This window comes from Streptomyces sp. NPDC041968 (assembly GCF_055589025.1).
The window spans coordinates 879,714-901,666 of record NZ_JBVJCB010000001.1; the positions used below are offsets into that span (position 1 = coordinate 879,714).

20 protein-coding genes are annotated in these 21,953 nt (G+C 74.3%); 12 read left to right on the top strand and 8 right to left on the bottom strand.

Annotated elements, in window-relative coordinates:
- The first annotated feature begins 307 nt into the window (after positions 1-307).
- Positions 308-1,324: an aspartate-semialdehyde dehydrogenase gene (locus tag ACZ6EG_RS03965; RefSeq protein WP_469601278.1), complete on the top strand. Its 1,017-nt coding sequence runs from the start codon at positions 308-310 to the stop codon at positions 1,322-1,324.
- On the opposite strand, the gene ACZ6EG_RS03970 is transcribed toward ACZ6EG_RS03965, so the two are convergent.
- Entirely contained in the window at positions 1,321-1,797 is a 477-nt protein-coding gene (locus ACZ6EG_RS03970; protein WP_469601281.1) for a DUF1203 domain-containing protein, read from the bottom strand. The genes ACZ6EG_RS03965 and ACZ6EG_RS03970 overlap by 4 nt on opposite strands.
- A 112-nt stretch (positions 1,798-1,909) precedes the next feature.
- On the opposite strand from ACZ6EG_RS03970, the gene pepN reads away from it, so the two are divergent.
- Positions 1,910-4,498, top strand: coding sequence for an aminopeptidase N (gene pepN, locus ACZ6EG_RS03975; protein WP_469601283.1), 2,589 nt, complete (start codon positions 1,910-1,912; stop codon positions 4,496-4,498).
- A gap of 178 nt (positions 4,499-4,676) precedes the next feature.
- On the opposite strand, the gene ACZ6EG_RS03980 is transcribed toward pepN, so the two are convergent.
- From ACZ6EG_RS03980 to ACZ6EG_RS03990, 3 genes are read right to left on the bottom strand one after another with little or no spacing between them, the layout of a single operon-like run.
- Entirely contained in the window at positions 4,677-5,609 is a 933-nt protein-coding gene (locus ACZ6EG_RS03980) for a LysR family transcriptional regulator (protein ID WP_469601286.1), read from the bottom strand.
- 30 nt (positions 5,610-5,639) lie between these two features.
- Positions 5,640-6,572 carry a DMT family transporter gene (locus tag ACZ6EG_RS03985; RefSeq protein ID WP_469601289.1) on the bottom strand — a complete coding sequence of 311 codons (933 nt, stop codon included), beginning with the start codon at positions 6,570-6,572 and terminating at the stop codon, positions 5,640-5,642.
- Positions 6,573-6,610: 38 nt separating this feature from the next.
- Positions 6,611-7,555 (bottom strand): EamA family transporter, encoded by a 945-nt coding sequence (locus tag ACZ6EG_RS03990; protein WP_469601292.1) that lies wholly within the window; start codon positions 7,553-7,555, stop codon positions 6,611-6,613.
- Between the two features lie 104 nt (positions 7,556-7,659).
- Between ACZ6EG_RS03990 and ACZ6EG_RS03995 the strand changes: the two genes are divergently transcribed.
- Positions 7,660-8,184: a MarR family winged helix-turn-helix transcriptional regulator gene (locus ACZ6EG_RS03995; protein ID WP_469601295.1), complete on the top strand. Its 525-nt coding sequence runs from the start codon at positions 7,660-7,662 to the stop codon at positions 8,182-8,184.
- A gap of 91 nt (positions 8,185-8,275) precedes the next feature.
- Here ACZ6EG_RS03995 and ACZ6EG_RS04000 read toward each other — a convergent pair whose 3' ends face one another.
- From ACZ6EG_RS04000 to ACZ6EG_RS04010, 3 genes are all read right to left on the bottom strand, one after another.
- Positions 8,276-8,557 (bottom strand): hypothetical protein, encoded by a 282-nt coding sequence (locus tag ACZ6EG_RS04000; RefSeq protein ID WP_356603451.1) that lies wholly within the window; start codon positions 8,555-8,557, stop codon positions 8,276-8,278.
- A 72-nt stretch (positions 8,558-8,629) separates the two neighbouring features.
- Entirely contained in the window at positions 8,630-10,756 is a 2,127-nt protein-coding gene (gene malQ / locus ACZ6EG_RS04005; RefSeq protein WP_469601298.1) for a 4-alpha-glucanotransferase, read from the bottom strand.
- 9 nt (positions 10,757-10,765) lie between these two features.
- Entirely contained in the window at positions 10,766-11,071 is a 306-nt protein-coding gene (locus ACZ6EG_RS04010) for a hypothetical protein (RefSeq protein WP_391968022.1), read from the bottom strand.
- 354 nt (positions 11,072-11,425) lie between these two features.
- Here ACZ6EG_RS04010 and ACZ6EG_RS04015 point away from each other — a divergent pair, with 354 nt between their 5' ends.
- The 4 genes from ACZ6EG_RS04015 to ACZ6EG_RS04030 all read left to right on the top strand — a co-directional run bounded on the left by ACZ6EG_RS04015 (position 11,426) and on the right by ACZ6EG_RS04030 (position 14,684).
- Positions 11,426-11,959 carry a PadR family transcriptional regulator gene (locus ACZ6EG_RS04015; protein WP_356603457.1) on the top strand — a complete coding sequence of 178 codons (534 nt, stop codon included), beginning with the start codon at positions 11,426-11,428 and terminating at the stop codon, positions 11,957-11,959.
- Positions 11,956-12,663, top strand: a complete 708-nt coding sequence (locus tag ACZ6EG_RS04020; RefSeq protein WP_469601303.1) for an ABC transporter ATP-binding protein — start codon at positions 11,956-11,958, stop codon at positions 12,661-12,663. Before ACZ6EG_RS04015 ends, ACZ6EG_RS04020 begins: the two co-directional genes overlap by 4 nt.
- Positions 12,660-14,030, top strand: coding sequence for an FtsX-like permease family protein (locus ACZ6EG_RS04025; protein ID WP_469601306.1), 1,371 nt, complete (start codon positions 12,660-12,662; stop codon positions 14,028-14,030). Before ACZ6EG_RS04020 ends, ACZ6EG_RS04025 begins: the two co-directional genes overlap by 4 nt.
- A gap of 69 nt (positions 14,031-14,099) precedes the next feature.
- On the top strand, positions 14,100-14,684 hold the full coding sequence (locus ACZ6EG_RS04030; RefSeq protein WP_391968025.1) for a Uma2 family endonuclease: 585 nt from the start codon (positions 14,100-14,102) through the stop codon (positions 14,682-14,684).
- Positions 14,685-14,717: 33 nt separating this feature from the next.
- On the opposite strand, the gene ACZ6EG_RS04035 is transcribed toward ACZ6EG_RS04030, so the two are convergent.
- Positions 14,718-15,254, bottom strand: a complete 537-nt coding sequence (locus ACZ6EG_RS04035; protein WP_053130939.1) for an HNH endonuclease — start codon at positions 15,252-15,254, stop codon at positions 14,718-14,720.
- A 304-nt stretch (positions 15,255-15,558) separates the two neighbouring features.
- On the opposite strand from ACZ6EG_RS04035, the gene ACZ6EG_RS04040 reads away from it, so the two are divergent.
- The 5 genes from ACZ6EG_RS04040 (at position 15,559) to ACZ6EG_RS04060 (ending at position 21,947) form a co-directional block, all read left to right on the top strand.
- On the top strand, positions 15,559-16,653 hold the full coding sequence (locus tag ACZ6EG_RS04040) for a mechanosensitive ion channel family protein (RefSeq protein WP_391968026.1): 1,095 nt from the start codon (positions 15,559-15,561) through the stop codon (positions 16,651-16,653).
- Positions 16,654-16,817: 164 nt separating this feature from the next.
- Positions 16,818-18,074 (top strand): ROK family transcriptional regulator, encoded by a 1,257-nt coding sequence (locus ACZ6EG_RS04045; RefSeq protein ID WP_469601312.1) that lies wholly within the window; start codon positions 16,818-16,820, stop codon positions 18,072-18,074.
- Positions 18,075-18,081: 7 nt separating this feature from the next.
- Positions 18,082-19,347: a 6-phospho-beta-glucosidase gene (locus ACZ6EG_RS04050; protein ID WP_469601315.1), complete on the top strand. Its 1,266-nt coding sequence runs from the start codon at positions 18,082-18,084 to the stop codon at positions 19,345-19,347.
- On the top strand, positions 19,338-20,309 hold the full coding sequence (locus ACZ6EG_RS04055; RefSeq protein ID WP_469601318.1) for an N-acetylglucosamine kinase: 972 nt from the start codon (positions 19,338-19,340) through the stop codon (positions 20,307-20,309). The genes ACZ6EG_RS04050 and ACZ6EG_RS04055 overlap by 10 nt, the downstream gene beginning before the upstream one ends.
- A 180-nt stretch (positions 20,310-20,489) precedes the next feature.
- Positions 20,490-21,947: a hypothetical protein gene (locus tag ACZ6EG_RS04060; RefSeq protein WP_469601321.1), complete on the top strand. Its 1,458-nt coding sequence runs from the start codon at positions 20,490-20,492 to the stop codon at positions 21,945-21,947.
- Positions 21,948-21,953: the final 6 nt, after the last annotated feature.

The window sequence follows — 21,953 nt, forward strand, 5'->3', positions numbered from 1 at the left end:
AACGTTCGCCCGTACGGGCCGCTTTCTGGTGGGAGGCGTACGTCACATCGTCGTGTGGGTCCGCAGGGGATGGGCAGGGACGGAACAGCACAGCTTGCGGCGCGGTGGCCGCCCGAGGGGAATTTCTGCAGCTCAGCGGGGGTTTTCCGGGCAGGACGGTGACCGCTGCCCGCGGTGCCGCGTCCCACGGTGCGGGCACCCCGCGCAAAGAAGTGGACAGGCGGGCCGGACTGAGCCCCATGATGGAAAAGTCTCGGCCGAGCACAACGCACGTGGAGACACGGGCACGAACGGAGAAGGAGTCACTGTGAGGGTCGGAATCGTCGGAGCCACCGGTCAGGTCGGCACGGTCATGCGCAGGATCCTCGCGGAGCGCGACTTCCCGGTCACCGAGCTGCGCCTGTTCGCCTCGGCCCGCAGCGCCGGCAAGGAGCTGGACGGTGTGACGGTGGAGGACGCGGCCACCGCCGACTACTCCGGCCTGGACATCGTGCTGTTCTCCGCGGGCGGCGCCACCTCCAAGGCGCTGGCCGAGAAGGTCGCCGCCCAGGGCCCGGTCGTGATCGACAACAGCTCCGCCTGGCGCCGCGACCCCGAGGTCCCCCTGGTGGTCTCCGAGGTGAACCCGCACGCGATCGCCGACCGCCCCAAGGGCATCATCGCCAACCCGAACTGCACCACGATGGCCGCGATGCCGGTGCTGCGTCCGCTGCACGCCGAGGCGGGCCTTGAGGCCCTGGTCGTCGCCACCTACCAGGCCGTGTCCGGCTCGGGCCTGGCCGGCGTGGACGAGCTGTTCGAGCAGGTCCAGAAGGTCGGCGCGGACGCTCCCAAGCTCACCCACGACGGCTCGGCGGTGGAGTTCCCGAAGCCGGACAAGTACGTGGCGCCGATCGCGTACAACGTGCTGCCGCTGGCCGGCTCGATCGTCGACGACGGCCTGCACGAGACCGACGAGGAGCAGAAGCTCCGCAACGAGTCCCGCAAGATCCTGGAGATCCCGGAGCTGAAGGTCTCCGGCACCTGCGTACGCGTGCCCGTCTTCAGCGGCCACTCCCTCCAGATCAACGCCCGCTTCGCCCGCCCGATCAGCGTCGAGCGCGCCAAGGAGCTGCTGGCCGGTGCCCCCGGCGTCGCGCTCACCGAGGTGCCGACCCCGCTGGAGGCGGCCGGCCAGGACCCCTCGTACGTGGGCCGCATCCGCCAGGACGAGACCGTCGACAACGGCCTCGCGCTGTTCGTCTCCAACGACAACCTGCGCAAGGGCGCGGCCCTGAACGCGGTGCAGATCGCGGAGCTGGTGGCGGCGGAGCTGAAGGGCTAGTCCCGCCGCACCTCGTAGAGGAAGCAGCCGTACTCGACGGCCCGGACGTGGACGAACGCCACGGCCGGGTCGTCGAACGCTTCTTGGAGGGCGGGCGCGAACCCGTCGGGGTCCTCGACCAGCCGCCCGCCGAGGATGTGCCCGTCGCCCGAGTAGCGGCGCAGGACCCGGTGCGCGCCGGTGAAGGGGAGGCCGTCCGCCTCCGGCCGCGCGCACTCCTCGGCGTGGACGAAGACCGGGCCCTGCTCGTCGTAGGCGCCCGGGTCGGCGCCGGTCCGGGTGGCCCAGCGGCGCAGCGGGGCGTACGAGACGAGCGCGATCCTCTCCCCGGGGCGGCTGCGGCGCAGGCAGCAGCGCAGCGGGGCGCCGCCCTCGCCGTCGGTGAACGGGGCGGGGACGCGGCCCGCGTCGTCGGTGGTGCGCAGGTCCTTCAGGGCGGCCGGTGGGACGGGCCGTGCGGTGTAGTGCTGCATGGCCCCAGGCTCGCGCGCGCCCGGGGCACGCACCGGCGGGAAATGGACATCGCGTTCGGTGAGCGCCACGTGGAAGGATGGCGCAACCCACCCATAACGAGGAGATGACCGCGTGCCTGGCACAAACCTGACTCGCGAAGAAGCGCGGCAGCGGGCGGAGCTGCTGACCGTTGACTCGTACGAGATCGAACTCGACCTCACCGGCGCGCAGAGCGGGGAGGGGACCTACCGGTCCGTGACCACGGTGCGCTTCGACGTCGCGGAGACCGGCGACGGCGGCGGCGAGTCCTTCATCGACCTGGTCGCGCCGACGGTCCACGAGGTGACGCTCAACGGCGACGCCCTCGACCCCGCCGAGGTGTTCCAGGACTCCCGCATCGCGCTGCCGGGGCTGCTGCCGGGCCGCAACATCCTGCGCGTGGTCGCGGACTGCGCCTACACCAACACCGGCGAGGGCCTGCACCGCTTCGTCGACCCGGTCGACGACCAGGCCTACCTCTACACGCAGTTCGAGGTGCCGGACGCGCGCCGGGTCTTCGCCTCCTTCGAGCAGCCCGACCTCAAGGCGACCTTCCAGTTCACGGTGCGGGCCCCCGAGGGCTGGACGGTCATCTCCAACTCGCCGACGCCGGAGCCGCAGGACGACGTCTGGGTCTTCGAGCCGACCCCGCGCATCTCGACGTACATCACGGCGCTGATCGTCGGCCCGTACCATTCCGTGCACAGCGTGTACGAGAAGGACGGCCAGTCGGTGCCGCTCGGCATCTACTGCCGGCCCTCGCTGGCCGAGCACCTCGACGCGGACGCCATCTTCGAGGTGACCCGGCAGGGCTTCGAGTGGTTCCAGGAGAAGTTCGACTACCGGTACCCCTTCGCCAAGTACGACCAGCTCTTCGTGCCGGAGTTCAACGCGGGCGCGATGGAGAACGCGGGCGCGGTGACCATCCGGGACCAGTACGTCTTCCGTTCGAAGGTGACGGACGCGGCGTACGAGGTGCGGGCGGCGACGATCCTGCACGAGCTGGCGCACATGTGGTTCGGCGACCTGGTCACCATGGAGTGGTGGAACGACCTGTGGCTGAACGAGTCGTTCGCCACCTACGCCGAGGCCGCCTGCCAGGCCGACGCGCCGGGCTCGAAGTGGCCGCACTCCTGGACGACGTTCGCCAACCAGATGAAGACCTGGGCGTACCGGCAGGACCAGCTGCCGTCCACGCACCCGATCATGGCGGACATCAGCGACCTGGACGACGTGCTCGTCAACTTCGACGGCATCACGTACGCCAAGGGTGCCTCGGTGCTCAAGCAGCTCGTCGCGTACGTCGGTGAGGACGCGTTCTTCCAGGGGGTGCAGGCCTACTTCAAGCGGCACGCGTTCGGCAACACCCGCCTGTCCGACCTGCTGGGCGCACTGGAGGAGACCTCCGGCCGCGACCTGAGGACCTGGTCGAAGGCGTGGCTGGAGACGGCCGGCATCAACGTGCTGCGCCCGGAGATCGAGACGGACGGCGAAGGGGTCATCACCTCCTTCGCGATCCGCCAGGAGGCCCCGGCGCTGCCGGCCGGCGCCAAGGGCGAGCCCACGCTGCGCCCGCACCGCATCGCGATCGGCGCCTACGACCTGGACGCGAACGGCAAGCTGGTGCGCGGCGACCGCGTCGAGCTGGACGTGGACGGCGAACTGACGGCCGTACCACAGCTGGTCGGCAAGGCCCGCCCGGCGGTGCTGCTGCTCAACGACGACGACCTGTCGTACGCCAAGGTCCGCCTGGACGAGCAGTCGCTGGCCGTCGTCACCGAGCACCTCGGCGACTTCACCGAGTCGCTGCCGCGCGCCCTGTGCTGGGCGTCGGCCTGGGACATGACCCGGGACGCCGAGCTGGCGACCCGGGACTACCTGTCGCTGGTCCTCTCCGGCATCGGCAAGGAGTCCGACATCGGCGTGGTGCAGTCGCTGCACCGCCAGGTGAAGCTGGCCATCGACCAGTACGCCGCCCCGGCCGCCCGCGAGACGCTGCTCGCCCGCTGGACCGAGGCCACGCTGGCCCACCTGCGGGCCGCCGAGGCGGGCAGCGACCACCAGCTGGCGTGGGCGCGGGCCTTCGCGGCGACGGCCAGGACGCCGGAGCAGCTCGACCTGCTGGACGCGCTGCTGGACGGTACGACGACGATCGAGGGACTGGCCGTCGACACCGAGCTGCGCTGGGTGTTCGTGCAGCGGCTGGCGGCCGTGGGCCGGTTCGGCGGTTCGGAGATCGCGGCCGAGTACGAGCGGGACCGCACCGCCGCCGGTGAGCGCCACGCGGCCACCGCGCGGGCCGCCCGCCCGACCGAGGCGGCCAAGGCGGAGGCCTGGGAGTCGGTCGTGGAGTCCGACAAGCTGCCGAACGCCGTACAGGAATCGGTGATCGCCGGCTTCGTCCAGACCGACCAGCGCGAGCTGCTGGCGGCCTACACGGAGCGGTACTTCGAGGCGCTGAAGGGCGTCTGGGAGTCCCGTTCGCACGAGATGGCGCAGCAGATCGCGGTCGGTCTGTACCCGGCGGTGCAGGTGTCGCAGGAGACCCTGGACCGCACGGACGCCTGGCTGGCCTCCGCCGAGCCGAACGCGGCCCTGCGCCGCCTGGTCTCGGAGTCCCGTTCGGGCGTCGAGCGCGCCCTGCGGGCGCAGGCGGCGGACGCCGCGGCGGCCGACGCGTAGCCGCCCGCTCCCCCGAGGGGCGTCCGGTGCCTCGTCGCACCGGGCGCCCCTTCGCCGTCCCAGCGGTGTGCGGGCGGCCTCCGGTCGGGCGGTGGGAGGGCCTGTCCCGAGGACGTGAGCCTGCGAGCCGTCACCGGTCGGCGGCGGTGTCGGGCTGCTCCGGGGCCGCGCCGACCGCCTACCCGGGGGCCGCGGGGGCCCGCGGTCCGCCGGGGCGGGGCGCGGCGGCCGTGCGGAGGGCGGCCAGCACCCTGCCCACCGCCGTTCCCTCCTCCGCTCCTCTGCGCACGGCTGCCACGACGTGCCGGACGGGACGGTCCGCGCGCAGCTCGCGCATGACCACCCCCTCCCGCGGCACCGCGGCCATGCGCGGTACCAGGGCGACCCCCATGCCCGCTTCCACCATCGCGAGGATCGCCGTCCAGCCGGCCGCCGTGTGGGCCTGCTCCGGCCGGAACCCGGCCGCCTCGCAGGCTCCGCGCGTGATGTCGGACCAGGGCCCGCTGCCGCCGAAGATCCACGGCTCGGTGGCGAGGTCGGCCAGGCGCAGCCCCTGCGCGCGGGCCAGCGGGTGGTCGCCGGGCAGGGCGACGTCCAGCGGGTCGGCGAGGAGCGGGACGCGGGTGAAGCGGGGGTCGGCGGCGGTGGGCGCGTGGGCCGCCAGGGACAGGGCGAGGTCCACGTCCCTGGCGGCCAGCAGCTCGTACGCCTCCTGCGCCTCGGCCTCCCGCACCCGCACCGCGATGTCGGGGTGCGTCGACCGCAACGCGGTCACGGACGGCACGACCAGGGCGGGCACGGCGGTGGAGAAGGCGCCGACCCGCACCTCACCCGCCTCGCCCCTCAGGTGGGCCGCGAGTTCCGCGTCGGCCTTCTCCAGCCGCTCGAACACCGCGTCGGCGTGCCGCAGCACCAGGTGGGCCGCGTCCGTGAGCCGGACCCGCCTGCCCTGGGCCCGGAGCAGCTCCACGCCCAGTTGCCGGGAGAGGTTCGTCAGCTGCTGGGAGACGGCGGACGGTGTCATGCGCAGCGCCTCGGCCGTCGCGGTCACCGTGCCCCGTTCCCGCAGCGTCCGCAGGATCTGCAGCTTGCGGATGTCCCAGTCGGCCATGGCGGCCAACCTATCCGCGTACGGCTCCGGTCACCGGCGCGCCCCCGCGCCGAGGACGACACCGCCGAGGATCAGGGCCATGCAGCCCGCCTGCGCCCAGCCGGTCGGCTCGGCGAGCAGCGCCCAGGACAGCAGGGCGACGCACACCGGCTGGAGGTAGTAGACGATCCCGGCGCGGGCCGGGCCGATCAGGGCGATCGCCTTGTTCCAGGCGAAGAAGGCGACCGCGGAGGAGGCGACGCCGACGTAGAGGAGGGGCAGGACGGTCTCCGGTGCCGGGCTGAAACCGCCCTGGACGGCGAGGCTGACGCCCTGGGCGGGCAGCAGCAGGACCGTGCCGAACAGGAACGTGGTGAAGAGGAACCCCGCGCCGTCGAGACCGGCGGGCCTGCGGCGCAGCAGCGCGCTGTACGAGCCGAAGCAGCAGGCGGCGACGATCATCCACAGGTCGCCCGCCGAGAAGGACGCCCCGCCGCCGACCAGCAGCAGCACGCCCGCGCAGGCGACGAGGAGCCCGGCGACGCGGCGGGCGCCGAGCCGTACGCCGCCCACCCGTTCGAAGACCGCCATCAGCACCGGGGAGGCCGCCATGATCATGCCCATGTTGGCGGCGGGGGTGGTGACTCCGGCCTGGTTGACGAGGGTGTTGTAGACGGCCACACCGAGCAGGGAGGCGAGGAGCACGAAGCCGAGGTGGCGCCGGATCAGCGCCCGCTGCCGACAGGCCCGCCGGGCGCCGAAGGGGGCGACGACGGCGAGCGCGATCACCCAGCGCCAGAACGCGTGCTGGACGGGCGGGACGCTGTCACCGAGGGCGCGGGAGGTGACGAAGCTGCCGGACCAGACGACGGTGGCGAGTACGGCGAGTCCGATCCCCAGGGCGACGGGAGCGGCCGGCGCGGAGACACGGGCGGGCGCGGGGGCGGGGCTGGCGGTGGTGGTCCGGCGGTCGGCTACGGCCACGGAGGTCCTTTCGGCGGGCGGTGGCGTGGGTGACGGCCCTACCGTCGCAGCGCCGGAACCATCAGGTCCATCGAATCTTTTCGACCGTTCTCTGAAGCAGAACTGAACGGTCCGGCCGCAGCCTTCGCGCCCGGCGCCAACTGACCCGCCAGCGTCGCCCCGAACGCCAGCGCCATGCCCGCCATCTGCACCGGCGTCAGGGCCTCCCCGAGCGCCGCCCAGCCGACGACGGCGGCGGTCAGCGGGGACAGCGGGCCGAGGAAGGTGACCTGGGTGGCGGTCAGCCGCCCGATGCCGCGGAACCAGAGCCAGTACGCCACCGCCGTGCCGGCCAGCGCCAGGTAGAGGTAGCCGCCGACCGCCGCGCCGTCCAGCGCGGGCGGGTACCCCTCGGCCAGGAAGGCGAGCGGGGCGATGAGCAGGCCGCCCGCGGTCAGTTGCCAGCCGGTCAGCGCGAGCGGGCCGACGCCCTCGGGACGGCCCCACCGCTGGGTCAGCACGATGCCGGCCGACATGGAGACGGTGGACGCGAGCGCCGCCAGCACGCCGAGCGTGTCCAGCGTGCCGGCCGCCTGGAGCACCACGAGGCTGACGCCGAACGCGGCGACGACCCCGGCGAGCACGGACCGGGCGGCGGGCCGCTGCCCCAGCAGGAGCGCCGAGAGCGCGACGACGCACAGCGGGCCGACCGAACCGACCGCGGCGGCCGTACCGCCCGGCAGCCGGTACGCGGCGAGGAACAGCAGCGGGAGGAACGCCCCGATGTTCAGCGCGCCCAGCACCGCGGCCTTCCCCCACCACGCGCCGCGCGGCAGCACCCGGGCGAGGGCGAGCAGCAGCAGCCCGGCGGGCAGGGCGCGCATCAGCGCGGTGAACAGGGGACGGTCGGGTGGCAGGAACTCGGTGGTCACCGCATAGGTGGTGCCCCAGGAGACGGGGGCGAGGGCGGTCAGGGCGATGAGGACGGGACGGTTCGCGGGCATGGGGAGCCTCTCCAAGTCGGTCGGCGATAAGTAGCTTACCGCTAAGCTACTTATCGCGAAGCAACTTTCTTGCGGGCGATCTGCCGACCGTCGATACTCGGTCCATGAGTGAGCGCCCCCAGCAGCGGACCGAGCGGCACCGGGACCCGGTCGACGCGATCATCGGCCAGTGGGCGGAGGTCCGACCGGACCTCGACACCGCGGCGATGGAGGTCTTCGGCCGCATCAACCGGCTCTCGCGCGCGATCGGCGACCGGATGGAGAAGGCCTACGCGCGCTTCGGCATCGTCCGCGGCGAATTCGACGTCCTGGCGACGCTGCGCCGCTCCGGGGAGCCGTACGCGCTCTCGCCCCGGCAGCTCTCGGCGACCCTGATGCTCACCACCGGCGGCATGACGGGCCGCCTCGACAAGCTGGAGCGGGCCGGGCTGCTGTACCGCTCCCCCGACCCGCACGACCGGCGGGCCCTGCGGGTCACCCTCTCCGACGAGGGACTGCGGCTGGTGGACGAGGCGGTCGGCGCGGGTCTCGCCGTGCAGACCGAGGCGCTGTCCGCGGCCCTGGACGCCGGACGGACCGGGCAACTGGCCGACCTGCTGCGCGATCTGCTGGCCGCCACCGAGCGGTAGCGGGCCCCGCGCACGCCGAGGGCGCCGGTCCCGCGCACACGGCGTGCGAACAGTGGGACCGGCGCCCTCGGTGGAGAAGGTGCGGTGGCGGTCAGGCCTTGGCGTCGGCCTTGGGCCGGGTCTTGATGTTGCGGGAGGTCACGCGGTGCTCCTCCTTGGACTTGTCCAGCACCACCACCAGGCCCGCGATGATCACGAACAGCGCGATGGGGGCCAGGACGTAGAGACCCAGCGTCTCGACGACGCTCAGGCCGGTGCCGGGGTCGTCGCCGTCGTCGCGGGTCAGCGCGAGCGCGGGGGACGACATGAGCAGCATCATCAGCGTCGTACCGGCTGCCAGGGCGCCGGCGCGCAGGGCGTTCTTCTTGTCCACGGTGCAAAGGTAGCGAACGGCCGTCGGGGGCGCGCGCCCGGGGTGCCCGTACGGGGCCGCGGGACGCGCCGTTCAGCCGCCCGCGCGGTCCCGCACCACCTCGATCAGCGCGTGCAGCCGGGGGGAGGCGGCCAGGTCCTCCAAGGTCACGGGGCGGCCGTCGGCGTCGGCGACGGGCAGCCGCCAGTTCGGGTATTGGTCCCAGGTGCCGGGCAGGTTCTGCGGGCGGCGGTCCCCGACGGCGTCCGGGAGCCAGATCCCGGCCATCCGGGCGGGGGTGCGCAGCAGGAAGCGGTGGACGGCCTGGATGCCCGCCTCCTCGGAGGGGGCTCCGGTGTCACCGCCGGTGCCGTGCAGCAGGCCGAGCCGGGCCAGCACCTCCAGCCACTCGGCCGTGTCCGCCGCCGCCTCGGCCCGCTCCTCCTCCAGCGGGCGGGTGAGGAGGCCGAGGCGGTCGCGGAGTTCGACGTGCTCGCCGGTGAGACGGGCGGCGGTGGACGGCAGGTCGTGGGTGGTGGCGGTGGCCAGGCAGTCGGCACGCCACCGCTCGGGCGGCAGGGGACGGCCGTCGCCCGCCCAGTCCCGCTCGAACCAGAGCACCGAGGTGCCGAGCACCCCGCGCTCGCGCAGCGCCTCACGCACACCCGGCTCCACGGTGCCCAGGTCCTCACCGATGACCACGGCGCCGGCCCGGCCGGCCTCCAGGACGAGGACGGCGAGCATCGCCTCGGCGTCGTAGCGGACGTAGGTGCCCTCGGTGGGCGGGTGGCCCTCGGGGACCCACCAGAGCCGGAACAGGCCCATGACGTGGTCGATGCGCAGGGCTCCGGCGTAGCGGAACAGCCCCCGCAGCAGGCTCCGGAAGGGCGCGTAGCCACAGGCGGCCAGGCGGTCGGGGCGCCAGGGCGGCAGGCCCCAGTCCTGGCCGCGGGCGTTGAAGGCGTCGGGCGGCGCGCCCACCGACATGCCGGCGGCGTAGTACTCCTGCTGCGCCCACGAGTCGGCGCCGCGCGGGTGCACGCCCACGGCGAGGTCGTGGACGATCCCGACCGGCATGCCGGCCTCGCGGGCCGCGTGCTGGGCGGCGGTGAGCTGGGTGTCGGTGAGCCAGGTGAGGCGGGAGTGGAAGTCGACGCGGTCCATCAGCTCGGTGCGGGCCCGGTCGGTGTCGGCCGAACGGGGGTCGCGCAGGCCCTCGGGCCACCGGTGCCAGTCGGCGCCGTGGATCTCGGCGAGCGCGCACCAGGTGGCGTGGTCCTCCAGCGCGGTGCCCTGTGCGGCGAGGTAGTCGCAGTAGGCGGCCCGGCGGCCGGGGCCGAGGGGGACCTCCAGGAGCAGCTCCGCGGCCTCGCGCTTGAGGTCCCAGACGGCGTCCCGGTCGATCAGGGCGCCCTGCTCCAGGACGGCCTCGCGCAGCCGTCCGGCCCGCTCCTGGAGGGCGCGGACGCGCTCGGGGTCGGTGACGTAGGCGAACTCGGGCACGTCCTCGATCCGCAGGTGGACGGGGTCGGGGAAGCGGCGCGAGGAGGGCCGGTACGGGGACGGGTCGGTGGGTGCGCCGGGTACGGCCGCGTGCAGCGGGTTGACCTGGACGAACCCGGCGCCGAGGGCGCGTCCGGCCCAGGCGGCCAGTTCGCCGAGGTCGCCGAGGTCGCCCATGCCCCAGGAGCGGCGGGAGAGCAGGGAGTAGAGCTGGACGAGGAGGCCGTAGGAGCGCGCGGCGGGAACGGGCAGCCGGGCGGGCGCGACGATCAGGTGGGCGCCGGCGGTCCGGCCGTCGGGCGCGGTGGCGGTCAGCCGGTGGACGCCGGGCGGGAGCCGGTCGGCGTCGACGCGGGTCTCGCCCCCGCCGGTCTCGACGGTCTCGCCCCCCTCGGTCTCGACGCGCAGCCGGGTGCCCGCGGGCAGCGCGGCCAGGGCGGTCGGGGTGCCGCCGTCGCTCCAGGCGACCACGGTGGGCGGCAGCAGGCGCTCGCGCAGCTCGGTCTCACGGGCGGTCAGCGCGGCGCGGACGGCCCCCGGGGTGCCAGCGTCCACGCCCAGGGCGGCCAGCGCCAGGGTGACGGCGGTGGCCGAGGCCGCGACGGTGCGGTCCGGCGACGGGCTGTAGGAGGTGGCGACGCCGTGCAGGGCGGCGAGCCGGGTCAGATCCTCGGGAAGGTCCTCGGCGGGGGGCTCGGCCGGCCGGGCTGCTGGCATCGATGACCTCTACGACCTCGTGGGTTCCGGGACGGCGAAGGAGGGGCCGCCCTGCTCCGGCACGTCCGCCGTGAGCTCGGGCGAGGACTCGCTGGTCAGGGGCACGGCATCGGCGAACGGGGACTCGCTGGTCAGAGGCTCGGCGTCCGGTAGCGGCGGTTCGCTGGTGAGGGGGGCCTCGGCGCAGCTTCCGGTGGCGCCGAAGACGCAGTAGTGCGGGGTGTCGGAGGCGGCGGAGGGATCGGACCAGGGGGTGGACGGCTCCGCCACGGGTTTGGACGGGGCCGGGAGCAGCAGGGGTGCCGGTGCAGCCACGGGGTTCTCCTTCGGTCGAGCGGTGTCGGTCCTCGGCGGGCTCTGCCGAGCACGCTTTCGGCGGGTTACGGCAGCCCTACCCAGTCCGCGCGTGGACAGACGCCTCAGTACCGACAAGGTGCTCCTGGTCACATCACACCCCCAGGAATTCTTCTCGCATGTGTGTAAATCACCCACCTAACCCCTTCAGGGACCACCCAAACCGGTCACGAGAGCGAGCGCCGTTGACTCGCCGCGGTCGGTGGAGGCGTACGCGGTCGAGGAGTGGACGGGGACTCCGGCCGTCGCCGGCCCGGAAGAAAGATCCCGCTCAGCTATTCACTCAGTACATGTACTCAGTGAATACTGGCGGCCATGAGCACCCGTCACATCCTGCTGGGGCTGCTCGCCTCGGGGCCGAGCCATGGCTACGACCTGAAGCGACGCCACGACGAACGCTTCCCCCAGGCCCGTCCGCTGGCCTACGGGCAGGTCTACACGACCCTCCAGCGCCTGGTCCGCGACGGCCTCGCGGAGGTCGACGGCACCGCGTCCGACGGCGGCCCGGAGCGGACGGCGTACCGCGCGACGGCCGAGGGCACGCGCGAGCTGGCGCGGTGGGCGGGTGAGGTCGCGCCGCCCGCCCCCTTCGTGACGAACGAGATCTTCGCCAAGGTCGTCGTCTCGATCCTCACCGGCGCGGACGCGGGCGCCTACCTGCTGGCCCAGCGCGCCGCCCACATGGAGCGGATGCGGGAGCTCACGGCGGTCAAGACGGCCTCCGGCACGGACCTGGCGACCGTGCTCTCGGCCGACTACGGCCTCAACCACCTCGACGCCGACCTCCGTTGGATGACCACCACGGCGGCCCGGCTCACCACCCTGACCGCGGAGGTCCGCACAGCATGACGAGCGGGGACACGAACGGGACCACGGCGGGGCCGCTGCTGGCGGCCCGCGACCTGGTGAAGGTCCACGGCAGGACCGAGGCCCTGCGCGGTGCCTCGGTGGACCTGCGGGCCGGCGAGATCCTCGCCGTGACCGGGGCCAGCGGCAGCGGGAAGTCGACGCTGCTGCACTGTCTGGCCGGGATCGTCCGGCCGGACGCCGGGTCGGTGACGTACGGCGGTGAACGGTTGCAGGAGCTGCCGGAGAAACGGCTGAGCACGCTGCGCCGCACCGACTTCGGCGTCGTCTTCCAGTTCGGGCAGCTGATCCCGGAGCTGACGGCGCTGGACAACGTGGCGCTGCCGCTGATGCTGGCCGGCACCGGCCGCGCCGAGGCGCGGGCGCGGGCCGGGGAGTGGCTGGAGCGGTTCGGGGTGCGCGGGCAGCGGGAGTCGCGGCCCGGCGAGATGAGCGGAGGACAGGCGCAGCGGGCGGCGCTGGCCCGCGCGCTGGTCACCGGTCCGAAGGCGGTCTTCGCGGACGAGCCGACCGGGGCGCTGGACTCGCTGGCGAGCGAGCAGGTGATGACGACGCTGACGCACACCGTCCGGGAGACGGGCACGGCGGTGCTGCTCGTCACGCACGACGCCCAGGTGGCGGCGTACGCGGACCGCGAGGTCCAGCTGCGGGACGGCACCGTGGCACCGCTGGGGGTGGCGGCGTGAGCGCGTGGGACACGGTGGTGACGGACGTCCGGCTGGCCCGGCAGCTCGTGCGCGGGTCGGACCGGCGGGAGTGGTGGCGGATCTCGCTCACGGCGGCGGGCGCCGCGCTCGCGACGGGGTGCGCGCTGGCGGCGGTCACGCTCGCGTCGGTCCCCGCCGGTCACACGGTCTCCGCCTTCCACGGCCTGCTGAGCGGCGTGGGGACCCGTGCCGGGGTGATCACCGGTCTGCTGCTGTTGCTGGTGCCGGTGCTGGCCTTCCTGGGTCAGTGCGCCCGCATCGGCGCCGTGCACCGCGACCGGCGGCTGGCGGGGCTCCGGCTGGCCGGGGCGACGCCGTGGCAGGTGCGGCGGATCGCCGCGCTGGAGACGGGGTTGGCGTGCCTGGTGGGCTCGTCGGTGGTGACCGTCTTCGGCGTCCTGCTGCTGCTCCGCCTGTGGAGCGCGACGACCGCGCAGACCTGGGTGGGGATCACCCTGGTCGCGGTCGGTGTGCCGGTGCTGGGCGCGGTGGTGGGGGCGCTGGCACTGCGCCGGGTGGTGGCCTCGCCGCTGGGCCTGGTGCGCCGGGCCGGCCCGGGTACGGGGCGCGGGCCCGCGCTGCTGTTCCTGGGTGCGCTGCTGCTGGTGGCGGTGGCGGCCCTGCTCACGGCGGCCACCAGCGGCTCCGGTCCGGGCGGAGGGGACCGCTGGCGGGCTCCCCTGACCGTGTTCGCCCTCGTCGTCGCGTTCGGCGCCGGCTCGGTGTGGCTGTCCGGGGCCGCGGCGCGGCTCACCGGGCGGCTGCTCGCCGGGCGGGTCCGGACGGCGGCACCGCTCATCGCGGCCGGACGCCTGCGCGACGACCCGTGGGCGCCGGCCCGCAGCCACGCGGCGGTGATGCTGGTGACGGTCGCCGGAACGGTCTTCCTGTGCGTCCGGCACACGATGCTCACCGAGCTGCGCACCCGGGAGTACCACCTCGGCGCCGACCTGGAGTACTACACGACCGGCCTGGACCTGGCCGGCGCCGCCGTCCTCCTCGGCCTGGCGATCGCCCTGTCCGGACTCGCCGTGGGCACCGCCGAGTCCCTCACCTCCCGGCGCCGGACGCTGGCCGTCCAGGTCGCCGCGGGAGTGCCGCGCGCGGTCCTGAACCGGGCGCTGCTCCTGGAGACGGCCCTCCCGCTCGCCCCCGCCCTCCTGCTGGCCGGCGCCGGGGGCATGGCGGCGGGCGCCTGGTACTCGTCCCTCACCGGGACCGGCTCGCTGCCGTGGACGGCGCTGCTGGTCGCTCCCGCGGTGTACACGTCCTGCCTGCTGTCGGCGGCGACGGCCCTGCCCCTGCTGGGGCGGTCGGTGCGGCCGGGGGAGCTGCGGTACGCGTAGAGCCGCGGGGAGCGCCGAATGTCCCCTACGCTGGGCAGAAGTGGACCCCTGCACAATCGGAGGAGCCCTGTGACCGTGACCGCCGACCGGCCCCAGATGACCGTCCAGGAGTTCGAGGAACTCGCTGTCCATGCCGCCCGGAGCATAGAAGGCGCACGGCTCGAGTTCATCAACGGACACCTTGGGGGGAAGGCCGTGCCTGACGGCGACCACGGCAGCATCATCGAATGGCTCACACGCGTCTGCATGCAGCAGCGTCCGGAGCTGTGGCTCGACTCTCACCAGGGTCTGACCGTTGAGACCTACCGCGAGGGTCGCGCGCGCCCCGACGGCTCCCTGACCCCAAGCCACGCCTTCGCCGGCGCCCGCGAATGGGCCGATCCCACCCCCGTCCTCATGGTCGTCGCGGTCACGTCCTACGACTCCGACACCGACCGGCGCGACCGTGTCGAGAAGCCGCGCGCCTACGCCGAGACCGGCATCCCGGTGTACCTGCTGATCGACCGGGACACCTGTGAGGTCAAGGTGCACAGCCGGCCGGACGGCGGGCGCTACGAGACCGTGCAGACGCTGCCCTTCGGCAAGCAGGTCGCCCTGCCCGAGCCGGTCGGGATCGTTCTGGACACCGAGCCGCTGAAGAACTGGGTGCGCTGACCCGCCCGGCCGCGCAGGCGAAGGCCCGGACCGTCAGGCGGAGATGCCGTCGATCCGGGCCATGGCGTCCTCCGCGCCGTAGGGCTGCAAGTACGGCAGCCAGCGCGGGTCCCGGTGGCCCGTGCCGATGATGCGCCAGGCCAGGCCGGTGGGCGGGGCCGGTTTGTGGCGCAGGCGCCAGCCGATCTCCCCGAGGTGGCGGTCGGCCTTGACGTGGTTGCAGCGGCGGCAGGACGCCACCACGTTGTCCCAGGCGTGCAGGCCACCGCGGCTGCGCGGGATGACGTGGTCGACGCTGGTGGCGACGCCACCGCAGTACATGCACCGGCCTCCGTCACGGGCGAAGAGCGCCCGGCGGGTGAGCGGGACGGGTCCCCGGTAGGGGACCCGCACGAACCGCTTGAGCCGGACCACGCTGGGTGCGGGCACGGTGACGGTCGAGCTGTGCAGGTAGGCGCCGGACTCCTCGAGGCAGACGGCCTTGTTCTCGAGGACGAGGACGAGCGCGCGGCGGAGCGGTACGACGCCGAGTGGCTCGTACGACGCGTTGAGGACCAGGACGTGCGGCACGGATGCCTCCTTGTACGCCGGCGGCGCGTGGCTCGCGCCGGGACGATCCGTAGTCAGTCTCTCCTCATGGCCGCGGGAAGCGCCACCATGTCCCGGTAACGGGCTGGGAGTGTTTTCGACCACATCTCATGCATCCCCCGGAGCCTGACCAGTTCAAGCGCGCGTGAGCGCTGTCTCTCCCGACCGTTTCGGGACGGATCGTGCCCGGTGCCCCGTTAGTGTGGTCCATCTGCCCGTCCGGTGACCTTTCCGTGACCTCGACCGGACCTCGGAGGACGGGCCGCCGCATCTGGAGGTGCCCACCGTGTCCCTGTCCGCCGCCGTCCTGTCGGCCGCCGGCTCGTCGCCGTCGCCCTCTCCGTCCCCGACGGCCCCGTCGGTGCCCTCCCTCCGGGACGCCCACGAGAGCGCGACGAACGCCGCCGGGTGGGTCGAGGAGAACTGGTCGACGTGGCTCGCGATCGGCCTGCGGGTGCTGCTGATCGTGGTGATAGCCGCGGTGCTCAGAGCGGTGGTCCGGCGGGCGATCACCAAGCTCATAGACCGCATGAACCGCACGGCCGGCACGATGGACGGCACGGCGCTGGGCGGCCTGCTGGTCAACGCCGAGCGGCGCCGCCAGCGCTCGCAGGCCATCGGCTCGGTCCTGCGCTCCATGGCCAGCTTCGTCATCCTCGGCACCGCCGCCCTGATGGTCCTCGGCACCTTCCAGATCAACCTGGCCCCGCTGCTGGCCTCCGCCGGTGTGGCGGGCGTCGCGATCGGCTTCGGCGCCCGCAACCTGGTCACCGACTTCCTGTCCGGCGTCTTCATGATCCTGGAGGACCAGTACGGCGTCGGCGACAGCATCGACGCGGGTGTGGCCGCCGGCGAGGTCGTCGAGGTCGGGCTGCGGGTGACCAAGCTGCGCGGCGACAACGGGGAGATCTGGTACGTCCGCAACGGCGAGGTCAAGCGGATCGGCAACCTCTCCCAGGGCTGGTCCACGGCCGGCGTCGACGTGACGGTCCGCTCCGACGAGGACCTGGACAAGGTGAAGGAGGCCATCGCCGCGGTCGGCGAGCGGATGGGCAAGGAGGAGCCCTGGAACGAGATGCTCTGGGGCCCTATCGAGGTGCTCGGCCTGGACTCCGTGCTGCTCGACTCCATGGTGGTGCGGGTCTCCGCGAAGACCATGCCCGGCAAGTCCCTCACCGTCGAGCGCGAGCTGCGCTGGCGCATCAAGCGGGCCTTCGACGCGGCCGACATCCGGATCGTCGGCGGCCCCGAACTGCCGGTCCAGGCGACCGAGGCGGCCGACCCGACCGCGGGCATGGCGGCCCCGTCGGCGTACGCGAGCACCGTGTCGCCGCAGTCCGTCGCGGCGTCCCCGATCACCCCGCCGAACACCACCAAGTAGCGGCACGGCACCACCTCCCCGCCCCCGGACCGACGCCCTCGTCGGTCCGGGGGCGGTCTCTTGACGTCCCCTCCCGGGCGTCCTACGTTTTCTCAGCCGACAGGAAAGTTTCCTGACAGTCGCAGCGGGGCTGCTGACCGGTCGAGAGGCAGGTGTGGACACGCATGGCAGGAACCGCCGGCACGCCGGGCACCCCACGCGTCCTGCGCGCCATGAACGACCGGGCCGCGCTCGACCTCCTGCTGGAGCACGGCCCCCTGTCCCGTGCCCGGCTCGGCAGGCTCACCGGCCTGTCGAAGCCGACCGCCTCCCAGCTGCTGGCCCGCCTGGAGGCGGCCGGGCTGGTCCTGGCCGGCGGCACGACGGAGGGGCGCCCCGGCCCCGGCGCCCAGCTCTACGAGATCAATCCGGCCGCCGCCCACGCCGCCGGACTCGACGTCACCCCGGACCGCATCCTCGCCGCGGTCGCCGACCTCACCGGTCGCACGGTCGGCCGGTACGAGCTGCCCACCCCCGGCCGGCGCGCCGCCGGCCCGGTCGTCCGGCAGGTCACGGACGCCCTGGACGGCGCGGTGAAGGCGGCCGGGCTCGTCCGCGCCGACGTGCACCGCCTGGTCATCGGCACCCCGGGCGCCTTCGACCCGGGCACCGGCCGGCTGCGCTACGCCTCCCACCTGCCCGGCTGGCACTCCCCCGCCCTCCTGGACGAACTCGCCGCCGCCCTGCCCGTGCCGGTCGAGTACGAGAACGACGTGAACCTCGCCGCGGTGGCCGAACAGCGGCTCGGTGCCGCCCGGGGCCACGAGGACTTCGTCCTGCTGTGGAACCAGGAGGGCCTCGGCGCCGCCCTGGTCCTCGGCGGCCGCCTGCACCGCGGCTGGACCGGCGGCGCCGGCGAGGTCGGGTTCCTGCCGGTGCCGGGCGCCCCGCTGGTCCGCAAGGTCGGCCGCACCGGCAGCGGCGGCTTCCAGGAGCTGGCCGGGGCGCAGGCCGTCCCCCGGCTCGCCCGCGAGCTGGGCATCGACCCGGTGCCGCCCGGCCCGTACACCGAGTCGGCGGCCGCACTGCTCGCCACGGCCGCCGCCCACCCCGGCGACGCACGGCACCACCGCCTGCTCCAGACCTACGCCACCCGCCTCGCCACCGGTCTCGCCTCTCTCGTCTCCGTCCTCGACCCCGAGCTGGTGGTCCTCAGCGGTGCGGCCCTCGCCGCCGGCGGCGAGCCGCTGCGCGCCCTGGTCCAGGCCGAGCTGGAAGAACTGGCCGCGCCCCGGCCGCGCCTGGTCGTCGGTGACGTGACCGACGACCCCGTCCTGCGCGGCGCGCTCGTCAGCGCGCTCGCGACCACCCGCGACGAGGTCTTCGACACCGCGCGCCGACCCCGGCGCTCCGCGTCACCGTCCCTGCCCGGAAAGGATTGATGACTGCATGAAGCTCACCGTGGTCGGCGGCGGCTCGACCTACACGCCCGAACTGATCGACGGTTTCGCCCGGTTGCGGGACACGCTGCCCGTCGAGGAGCTGGTCCTCGTCGATCCGGCCGCGGACCGGCTGGAGCTGGTGGGCGGCCTCGCCCGCCGCATCTTCTCCCGGCAGGGGCACGACGGCCGCGTCGTCACCACCTCCGACCTGGACGCGGCCGTGGACGGCGCCGACGCGGTCCTGCTCCAGCTGCGCGTCGGCGGCCAGGCCGCCCGGCAGCAGGACGAGACCTGGCCCCTGGAGTGCGGCTGCGCCGGCCAGGAGACGACCGGCGCCGGCGGCCTCGCCAAGGCGCTGCGCACCGTGCCGGTGGTGCTGGACATCGCCGAGCGGGTCCGGCGGGCCAACCCGGACGCGTGGATCATCGACTTCACCAACCCGGTCGGCATCGTGACCCGCGCCCTGCTGCGGGCCGGGCACCGGGCGGTCGGCCTGTGCAACGTGGCGATCGGCCTCCAGCGCAAGTTCGCGGCGCTGCTCGGGGTGGCGCCCGCCGACGTCCACCTCGACCACGTCGGCCTCAACCACCTCACCTGGGAGACCGCCGTCCGGCTCGGCGGCCCCGGCGGCGAGGACGTCCTGCCCCGGCTGCTGGCGGAGCACGGGGACGCCGTCGCCGCCGACCTGCGCCTGCCCCGCCCGCTCCTGGACCGCCTCGGCGTCGTCCCCTCCTACTACCTGCGCTACTACTACGCGCACGACGAGGTCGTGGACGAACTGCGCACCAAACCGTCCCGGGCCGCCGAGGTGGCCGAGATGGAACGGCGGCTGCTGGAGATGTACGGCGACCCGGCCCTGGACGAGAAGCCCGCCCTGCTGGCCGAGCGGGGCGGGGCCTACTACTCGGAGGCGGCCGTCGACCTGGCCGCCGCCCTGCTCGGCGGCGCCGGCTCCCCGTACCAGGTGGTGAACACTCTCAACCGGGGCACGCTGCCCTTCCTCCCCGACGACGCGGTGATCGAGGTACCGGCGGCGGTGGGCGCCGAGGGCGCGGTCCCGCTGCCGGTGGCGGCCGTGGACCCGCTGTACGCGGGGCTGACGGCGAGCGTGACGGCGTACGAGGACCTGGCCCTGGACGCGGCCCTGCGCGGCGGCCGGGACCGGGTGTTCCGGGCGCTGCTCGCCCATCCCCTCGTGGGTCAGTACGGGCATGCCGAGCGGCTCACCGACCGGCTGATCGCGCACAACCGGGAGCACCTGGCGTGGGCCTGACCGCGAGCGTCCTCGCCGTCGACGCGGGGAACAGCAAGACCGACGTGGCCGTGGTGACGGCCGGCGGGGAGGTCCTCGCCACGGCCCGCGGCGGCCCCTTCCGGCCGCCCGCCGTGGGTGTCGAGCGGGCCGTGGACGCCCTCGGGAAGGCGGTGGCGCGGGTCTTCGCCGCGGCCGGCGTCACCTCAGTCGACCAGGTGTCGGCGTGCCTGGCCAACGCGGACCTGCCCGTGGAGGAGGAGCAGTTGGCCGCCGCGCTGGGCGCGCGCGGGTGGGGCACGGACGTGGACGTGCGCAACGACACGTTCGCGGTCCTGCGCGCCGGTGTCGACGAGCCGCGCGGCGTCGCGGTCGTGTGCGGGGCCGGCGTCAACTGCGTCGGCATGCGCCCCGACGGCCGCACCGCCCGCTTCCCGGCCATCGGGCGGCTGTCCGGCGACTGGGGCGGCGGCTGGGGGCTGGCCGAGGAGGCGCTGTGGCACGCGGCGCGGGCGGAGGACGGCCGCGGCGGGCCCACGGAGCTGGCCCGGACCCTGCCCGCGCACTTCGGGCTCGGCTCGATGTACGCCCTCATCGAGGCCCTGCACCTGCGGCGCGTCGAACCCGTCCGGCGGCACGAGCTGACCCCCGTGCTGTTCGCCACGGCGGCCGACGGTGACCCGCTCGCCCGGGGGATCGTCGACCGGCAGGCCGACGAGGTGGTGGCCATGGCCACGGTCGCGCTGACCCGGCTCGACCTGCTGGCCGAGGAGACGCCGGTCGTGCTCGGCGGCAGCGTCCTGGCGGCACGGCACCCGCAACTCGACGGCCGGGTACGGGAGCTGCTGGCGGCCCGCGCCCCGAAGGCCGTCCCGCGGGTGGTGACGGCGCGCCCCGTCCTGGGCGCGGCGCTGCTGGGCCTGGACCGCGTGGGGGCCGCCCCCGGGGCCCGGGCGCGACTGCGGGCGCACTTCGACGCCTGAGCGGGCCCGGAACCCGGACCCGGCCCGCGCCCCGTGGAACCGACCCGCTTCCGGCGGCGTATTCATGGGCAGGGGAGGTGCGTTGCTCCCGGATCGGAGCAAGATCGTACGAAGGCCGGTGCGAATGTCGTCGCGGGCAGCGATACTTGCGGCGACGGAAGACCACGGGGGAGGTCGGCAGTGACTCGACCGCAGAGGGGCGGCGCGGCGCCACCGCCCGGCACCGGCGCGCCCACGCCGCCCGCCGCTCCCCCGCGGCCCCGGCCGCTTCCGGAGCAGCGCTCGGGCGGCAACGCCCCCGCCGTCCCCCCGCCGCCGGTGGCCCGGCGCACCGCCTTCGCCGAGGGCGTGGACCGGCTGCGCGCGGCGGCCGTGACCGAGCCGGGGCGGCTGCGGATCATCGGCGCGCTGCTGGCCGCCCTCGTCGTCGCCTTCGGCGCCGTCACCGCCTGGCAGATGAGCGAGCGGTCCGCCGCCGCCGACGACGTGCTGCACCGCAGCCAGCCACTGAGTTCGGCCGCGGCCGGCGTCTACCGCTCGCTAGCCGAGGCCAACACCGCCGCGTCCAGCGGTTTCCTCGCCGGCGGCCAGGAGACGAAGGCCGCCCGCGAGGAGTACGAGAGCGCGGTCCGGGCGGCCGCGGAGGGGCTCGTGAAGGCCGCCGCGGACTCCGAGGCGGGCTCCCCCGCCGAGGCGACCATCACCGAACTCAACCGCCTCCTGCCCGAGTACAAGGGCCTGGTCGAGCGGGCCCGCACCTACAACCGGCAGGGCTTCCCGGTCGGCGGCGCCTACCTGCGCTACGCCAACGAGAAGATGCAGAAGCAGATGCTCCCCGCGGCGGAGGACCTCTACACGAGCGAGAACCGGCGGCTCGGCGCCGACTACGCCGACGCGAAGCCCTACCCCTGGGCCGCGATCGCCCTCGGTGTCCTCGCCCTCGCGGCCCTGGGCTGGGCGCAGCGCCGCCACTACCGGCGCACCCACCGCGTCCTGAACCACGGCCTGGTCGCCGCCACGGCCGCCTCCGCGGTCGTCCTGCTCTGGCTGGTCGCCGGCCACGGCGTCGCCCGGTCCAGCCTGAACGACTCCCAGGAGCACGGGGTGCGCTCCCTGAACGCGCTGAACGGGGCCCGTATCGCCTCCCTGAAGGCCCGGGGCAACGAGAACCTCACCCTGGTGGCGCGCGGCGCGGAGACGAGGAAGGTCGGCGACCGGACGTACGACGCCTACGACCTCGACTTCGAGAAGAACATGAAGAGCCTCGGCGAGGGCCTGGCCGAGGCGCGGCGGCTCGCCGACGACAAGGCGGGCGAGCAGCCGGTCGACCGGGCGAACGGCAACATGGCCGAGTGGAAGAAGCGGCACGCCTCGGCCCGCGAGCAGGACGAGAACGGCAACTACCAGCAGGCGCTGGACCTCGTGATCGGCGGCAAGGGCGCCACGGCAGAGTGCTTCGACGGCGTGGACGACTCGCTCGACACGGCGCTCGGGCACGAGGAGGCCGAGTTCGAGCGGGCGGCGGGCGCCGGTCTGGACGCGATGCGGCCCCTGCCGGTCGCGGCCGGCGTCCTCGCCGCGGTGGGCGTGGCCGGAGCGCTCCTGGGCATCGGCCGCAGGCTGTCGGAGTACCGGTGAAGCGGC

Bases quoted from the DNA above. Each gene is read 5' to 3' on its own strand.
- ACZ6EG_RS03990 (WP_469601292.1), bottom strand. From the start codon at position 7,555: ATGCCCGCGAACCGTCCCGTCCTCATCGCCCTGACCGCCCTCGCCCCC.
- ACZ6EG_RS04045 (WP_469601312.1), top strand. From the start codon at position 16,818: ATGGCAGGAACCGCCGGCACGCCGGGCACCCCACGCGTCCTGCGCGCC.
- malQ (WP_469601298.1), bottom strand. From the start codon at position 10,756: ATGCCAGCAGCCCGGCCGGCCGAGCCCCCCGCCGAGGACCTTCCCGAG.
- ACZ6EG_RS04015 (WP_356603457.1), top strand. From the start codon at position 11,426: ATGAGCACCCGTCACATCCTGCTGGGGCTGCTCGCCTCGGGGCCGAGC.
- ACZ6EG_RS03970 (WP_469601281.1), bottom strand. From the start codon at position 1,797: ATGCAGCACTACACCGCACGGCCCGTCCCACCGGCCGCCCTGAAGGAC.
- ACZ6EG_RS03980 (WP_469601286.1), bottom strand. From the start codon at position 5,609: ATGGCCGACTGGGACATCCGCAAGCTGCAGATCCTGCGGACGCTGCGG.
- ACZ6EG_RS04050 (WP_469601315.1), top strand. From the start codon at position 18,082: ATGAAGCTCACCGTGGTCGGCGGCGGCTCGACCTACACGCCCGAACTG.
- ACZ6EG_RS04020 (WP_469601303.1), top strand. From the start codon at position 11,956: ATGACGAGCGGGGACACGAACGGGACCACGGCGGGGCCGCTGCTGGCG.
- ACZ6EG_RS03995 (WP_469601295.1), top strand. From the start codon at position 7,660: ATGAGTGAGCGCCCCCAGCAGCGGACCGAGCGGCACCGGGACCCGGTC.